This is a genomic window from Kitasatospora sp. NPDC057198 (assembly GCF_042670125.1).
Classification (GTDB): domain Bacteria; phylum Actinomycetota; class Actinomycetes; order Streptomycetales; family Streptomycetaceae; genus Kitasatospora.
On record NZ_JBHUWH010000485.1, the window covers coordinates 1 to 5,655 of the forward strand.

4 protein-coding genes are annotated in these 5,655 nt (G+C 72.3%); 1 reads left to right on the top strand and 3 read right to left on the bottom strand.

The window, feature by feature from the left end:
- Positions 1-39: 39 nt before the first annotated feature.
- Genes ACFUEL_RS33730 through ACFUEL_RS33740 form a run of 3 tightly spaced genes read right to left on the bottom strand, consistent with a single transcriptional unit; the run spans position 40 to position 5,011 of the window.
- Entirely contained in the window at positions 40-747 is a 708-nt protein-coding gene (locus tag ACFUEL_RS33730; RefSeq protein WP_380241064.1) for a TNT domain-containing protein, read from the bottom strand.
- Positions 748-806: 59 nt separating this feature from the next.
- Positions 807-3,173, bottom strand: a complete 2,367-nt coding sequence (locus ACFUEL_RS33735; RefSeq protein WP_380241066.1) for a Dyp-type peroxidase — start codon at positions 3,171-3,173, stop codon at positions 807-809.
- Positions 3,174-3,217: 44 nt separating this feature from the next.
- Positions 3,218-5,011, bottom strand: a complete 1,794-nt coding sequence (locus ACFUEL_RS33740) for a galactose oxidase-like domain-containing protein (RefSeq protein ID WP_380241067.1) — start codon at positions 5,009-5,011, stop codon at positions 3,218-3,220.
- A 225-nt stretch (positions 5,012-5,236) separates the two neighbouring features.
- Here ACFUEL_RS33740 and ACFUEL_RS33745 point away from each other — a divergent pair, with 225 nt between their 5' ends.
- Positions 5,237-5,638 (top strand): hypothetical protein, encoded by a 402-nt coding sequence (locus tag ACFUEL_RS33745; protein WP_380241069.1) that lies wholly within the window; start codon positions 5,237-5,239, stop codon positions 5,636-5,638.
- Positions 5,639-5,655 lie beyond the last annotated feature (17 nt).

A 5,655-nucleotide genomic window follows, 5' to 3' on the forward strand; every position in this document is an offset into this window, starting at 1 on the left:
GTTCCCACCCGGCGGGGCACGCCCGCGTCGTCCGGGCCGTCAGGCGCCGGTGGGGGTCACCGCGCACTGCTGGTCGTCGACGACCTCCAGGTACTTCTCCTTGATGAGGACGTCGATCTTGTACTCCTGGCCGTCGAGCTGCCTGGGCTTGAGGTTCTGGTCGAGCCACTCCTGGACGCCGCCGCCGGGCATGCCGAAGAAGGCGGCGGTGTGCCCGCGCCGGACGTCGAACTCCTGCAGGACGTTCAGGCAGTGGTACGCCTTGCCGTCGCTGTCGGGGTTGAGCGCGTCCGGGGTCAGCGAGCGCTGGGTGAACGGCGTACCGGGGTCGGAGAGGTAGCCGCCCTTGAGCGGGCCGAAGCGGTCCAGCTTGGTGCCGACCGGGACGGTCCACTGCGTCATGTCGACCTTGCCGTTGAGCTTCTGGAAGCCGCGGTCGGGCGCGAACTGCCAGGTGCTGTCGTCCTTGGCGTACAGCTTCACGAAGTGGGTGGCGCTGAGCCCGCCGAAGCGCTGGTAGCCCCGCAGCAGGGTGGCGACCGGCTCGGTGTTGGGCAGGACGGCGGGGCCGAACCGGGCCTCGTTGCAGTAGTACGGCCCGGAGGGCTCGTTCGGCGGCTTGGGGCAGTCGTCGGGGACGGCCCGGACGGCACCGGGCTGGGCGGCGACGGCGTCCCCGACGGCCACGACGGTGGTGAGCGGCAGGGCGCAGGCGAGGGCGGCGGTGAGCAGGGGGCGAAGGCGCACGTGGCGCTCCGTTCTGTGAGGGGGGGTGGACTGATGCGTGGTGGAACGCGGTGGGGTGGTTATCGGGTGCGCGGGCGGGACCAGGGGGCGGTCGGCCGGTCGGCGCGGCGCTCCTCGTCGTCGTGGTCGTCGCGGCGCAGGATCGTGACGACCCGGAACCTGTCCTGGTGGAAGACCCAGAACCACTGCTGGCCGCGGGAGTCCTCCTTGCCGGGGACGGGCAGGAACGCCTCGACCCGGCTGATGCCGTGCAGGGACTCCCAGGCGGCGAGCTTGCGGTCGTCGCGCTCCTGCCGGTCGGGGTGCTCGTCGCCCCTGCTCCCGATGGAGACCACCCGGTGGCGCTGGCCCAGGTCGGTGGTGTGGAAGGCCCAGTACCAGTAGCGGCCGTCGGTGTGCGGCTGCCGCTCGGGCATCGGCAGGAAGGCGTCGACGCGGGTGCCGGCGCCGAGCGACTTCCAGCGGTCCAGCGGCTTGTCGTCCGCGGGCGAGCCGTTGGTGTAGGGGGCGGCGTCGGCGATCGAGATGCGGCGGTAGACCTGTCCGCCGTTCTTGGTGTGGAACAGCCAGTAGGTGCTGGTGCCGTTGACGCGCTGCTCGTCGGGGACGGGGAGGATCGCGTCGATCTGGGTGACGCCCGCCAGCGCGGGCCAGCTGGAGTACGGACCGACGGTCTCGGTGACGAGGCCGGTGCGGTCGTCCACGTCGCCGGTGGTGAGCGCGGTGACGTCCTCGCCGTCGGTGTGCACGAGCCGGATGGTGCCCTGCTGGAACGTCCAGTAGCTGTCCGCCCTGTCGGGCAGCGGGAGGACCGCGTCCACCGGCAGGTTCTGCCCGGGAGCGGGCCGGGTGGAGCCCTGCTCCTGGCCGGTGCCGGACTGCTGGGAGTCCAGGTCGCCCTGGGCGAGCCGGTGCAGGGTGCTGATCGACGGGACGAAGGTGTAGAGCGCGCCGCGGGTGCGGACGAAGGGCTGGAAGTCCAGTTCGGCGGTCTGCCGGTCGCCGGCCGGGTTCCTGCTCTCGAAGCTGATCTTCCCGTCGACGACGTTGGTGAGCTTGCCGCTGACCATGGGGTCGGGGCCGGGCTTGGCCGGCCGGTTGGGCGGGAAGTCCGGGTTGTTGATCCACTTCTTCTGGATGAACTCGAACTGGCCCACCAGGTCGGCCTGGTAGCAGACGAAGGTGAGTCCGCGCTCGGCGTCGGGGCCCTTGGCCGGGTCGTTGCTCATCGGGTCGAAGGGCTGCCCGTACGGGGCGCCGCGGCGCATGATCCGGCGGACGTCCATGAACTCCTCGTCGACGAGGTTGCCGTCCTCGCCGACCAGCCCGTCGCGGGGGTTGGTCTTGCGCAGGTGGGAGAAGAGGGGCGTGCGCAGGCCGTCGGGGTCCTCCCGGTAGCTGATGTCGTTGCCCGGGACGGTGCCGGGGGCGGGGGCGGGCTTGTTGGGGCAGGTGGCGATCGGGGTGCCGTCGCGCCAGCGGCCCACCAGGCGGGCGGCGAACCACTCCCGGGTGGTGTCGAAGGGGACGGCCTTGACGTCCTTGAGCCGCCGGAGCTGGCTGTCGACCTGCGCCCACCAGCCGGGCACGTCCTGTTCGAGGCGGCGGACGACCTGGAAGGAGCCGTCCTTCATCCAGGCGGGCACCTTCTCGGTGGCGGCGGTCTTCGGGTTGTGCCTGCTGCCGGCCCGGTGGCCGACGACGAGTTCGCCGGCCGGGATCAGCCGGGTGCCGGGCTTGCCCTTCACGTAGCCGGGCCGGGCGGGGTCCTCCTCGTCGAAGCCGACCACGCCGGGCTGGCTGACGCCGTCGGCGAAGCCGAAGTGCTCCTTGCCGGCGGCGTCGCCGGGCAGGGCGACGCCCTCCTGCTCGAAGACGACGACCGCGTCGGCGGCGCTGACGGCCAGGCGCTGGCGGGTGACCTCGGCCTCCAGCCCTTCGGCGGTGTCGGAGGCGATGGTGAGGACGGCGTGGACGGTGGGCCGGTTGGCGCTCCCGAACACCCAGTGGGCGGGGTCGCTGTCGTCGGTGTCGCCGAGGTCGAGGGCCCGGCGGGGGTCGCCGGGCCCTTCGACGAACGCCTTGAGGGTGTCGTCGTCCGCGCCCTGGGCCTGGGCGGCCAGCAGGTCCTTGCGGCCGGTGAGGAAGCGCAGGCCCGCGCAGGTGAAGCCGAGCCCGAGCCAGGTGGCCCTGAGGGTCTGCGGGTCGTCGCCCCCGGAGGTGTCGCGGGCCCGGCTGAACTTGGCGTTGAACTCGGCGACCCGCCGGGTGGTGGCGATCTCCGGGGCGGTCTTCTCCAGCCAGGTGCGGGCGGCGGCGCGGTTGCCGAAGTTGACGAGCAGCAGCCGCAGGTTGTCCTTCTTGAAGCCGGCGAGGACGTCGCCCTGGATCTCGGTGCTCTGGCGCAGGGACAGGTCGTTGGGCATGGGGGTCCGTTCGTGGTGCTGCGGGAAGGGGGTTCGGGGGCGGGTCAGGACGCGGACTTCAGCTGGACCCACTTGGCGACGCTGGGCACGCCGCGGGCGTCGAGCAGGAAGAGCATGTAGTAGCCGGGGGGCGCGTCCTGGGCGGAGGCGGGGGCCTGGAGGAGCAGTTGGCCGCCTCCGGCGGAGACGGTGCGCAGCTCCAGGCGCCGCTGGCTGGTGTCCACGGAGTGCGTGGAGGTGACGGGGGCGACCAGGACGGCCCGTTCGGCCCGGTCCGGCGTGGTGGTGTCGATCCGGAACGTCGAGCCGTAGCCGACCGGCGCGGTCGGTGCGCCGCTGATCACCGGCCGGTCGCCGCGGTGCAGGTAGGGGGGTTCGTAGATCTCGATGCTGCCGTTCATGCCGGACTTGATGTCCGGGTTGTTGGCGGTCTGCTGGTCCTCGTCGCCGGTGACCATGATCCGGCCGTCGGGCAGCAGGACGGCATTGGAGTGGTAGCCCCGGGGCAGGCGCTGGGCCGGGCCGAGGGTCCACGTGCCGTCGGTGCCCCGGATCTCGGTGTGCCGGAACTTCAGCCACTGGTCGGGGACGTTGGGGTTGTGGTCGCCGCCGCCGTAGTCCCGGATGTCGTAGCCGCCGTTGACGCTCAGGAGGGTGGCGTCGGGCAGGACCAGGGTGTCGTCCTGGGTACGGCCGAACGCCCGGGGGGTGTCCTCGGACCACTGGCCGCCGGAGAACCGGTAGGTCTTGGGGTCGTTGCGGTTGCCGCCGAGAACGAGCACCGAGTCCGGGCCCTGGGTGCCGTTGGGCAGCGGCACCGCGGAGCCGTAGTTGCGCAGGCCGCCGTCGGGGCGGTTCGGCAGGGCGCGGCGGGAGTCGTCCGCCGGGTCGAACACCCACTGCTGCCCGGCCTCCCGGCCGAAGCCGTACACCTTGCCGTCGCGCAGGGCGAACAGCTGCGGGAAGTCCTTGGTGTACGGGGCCTCGGTGTCCAGCCGGTCCAGTGCCACGCCGTCGGGGACCTGCGACCTGTCCCGGGGCACGGGGGCGGCCAGCGCCGGGAAGCGCTCGATGATGGGCGTGGGGGTGTTGTAACCCAGGTGGGACTGGCCGGACATGATGAGCTGTCGGCCGTCCGCGCCGGTGACCACGCTCGGGTACCAGCGGCCGACCTGCATGTCCTGCTGCCGGTGCCAGGTCTCGGTCCACGGGTCGAAGACGAAGGCGAGCTTGGCGCCGCTGCCGTTGCGGCCGCCGAGGTTGCCGCCGAAGACGGCCACCATGCCGTTGGGCAGGTAGGCGTGCCCGGCGCAGAACACCGGTGCGGGCCGGGGCTCGTTCGTGTCGTCCGGCATGTCGATCACGGGCAGCGGCACGGCGGTGAAGGCGTCCTTCCCGCTCCCCCGGGCCGGGTCCCACACGTAGGCGCGCCCGGCGTTCCGCCTGCCGGTGACGTTGGTGGGCGCGGTCTCCTGGAACGGGTCCTCCTGGAACATCTCGAAGGAGAACAGGAGGACCTTCCCCGTCGGCAGCATCGCGACGTGGACGCCGAAGTCCGGGGAGGCGAAGTAGTCGGTGAACTTCCCGAACCGGGCGGGGTCCGCGGCGTACTGGGCGTTCTCCTCCGCCTGGGACCGGGTCAGCCTGTCGTACGACTCGGTGCGCAGGCTCTGCGGGTAGGGCGAGTCCGCGCCCGTCTCCCCGTGGAGCCGGTGGTACGCCGCCGCGGTGGCCGAGGGGGCCGCCGACACGGGCGCGGTGAGGACCGTCAGGGTGGACGACAGGGCGACCGCGGTGGCGAGGGCCGCCAGTGCCGCCCTCCGTTTTCCCAGGGTCATGGAACTCCTCGTGGCTCCGGGCCGGAGGCCGACTCCAGCCGCACGGACAACTACGGTGAGTCATAAGTTTTTGCACGCACGAAGATCGTTCGTCGGCAGACATGCCGCTGCTGCCAAGACTTGTGGAATCGATTCGTCACCATGCGTGTCTGGCCGACTTGTTGCGGGCCGCGTGCTGCAATGGCCGCGAACACCACTCGACGCGCCTGCGCACAGGAGGACCGCATGCTCACCACGTCCGGGATCGCCATGGCTGTCGCGGCGGCAGCCGCCTTCGCCACCGTCGCCTGCGGGAGCGCGGCCGCCTCCCCGCGCGCCGGACAGCCGCCGCACGCCGTGACCGGCCCCGTCATCAGCGGCGGCGCGGACGGCACCCCCCACCTGCTGCAGTGCCCGCCCGGGGAATGGGCCTACGGCGGGGGCTTCGACATCAGCCCCGCCCCCGGCGGCTCCCTCGACCCGGTGCCCGCCGACGTCCTGGAGAACCGGCCGAACGACAACGGCTCCGCGTGGATCGTCACCGTCCGGAAGAACGACTGCCCCGACGGGACCGGCCGGGTCCGCCCCGCGGACCTCACCGTCCACGTCGTCTGCACCGAAGGGCAGGACGGCCCGCACGGCGGCTGAACAGCACCGCCAGGCAC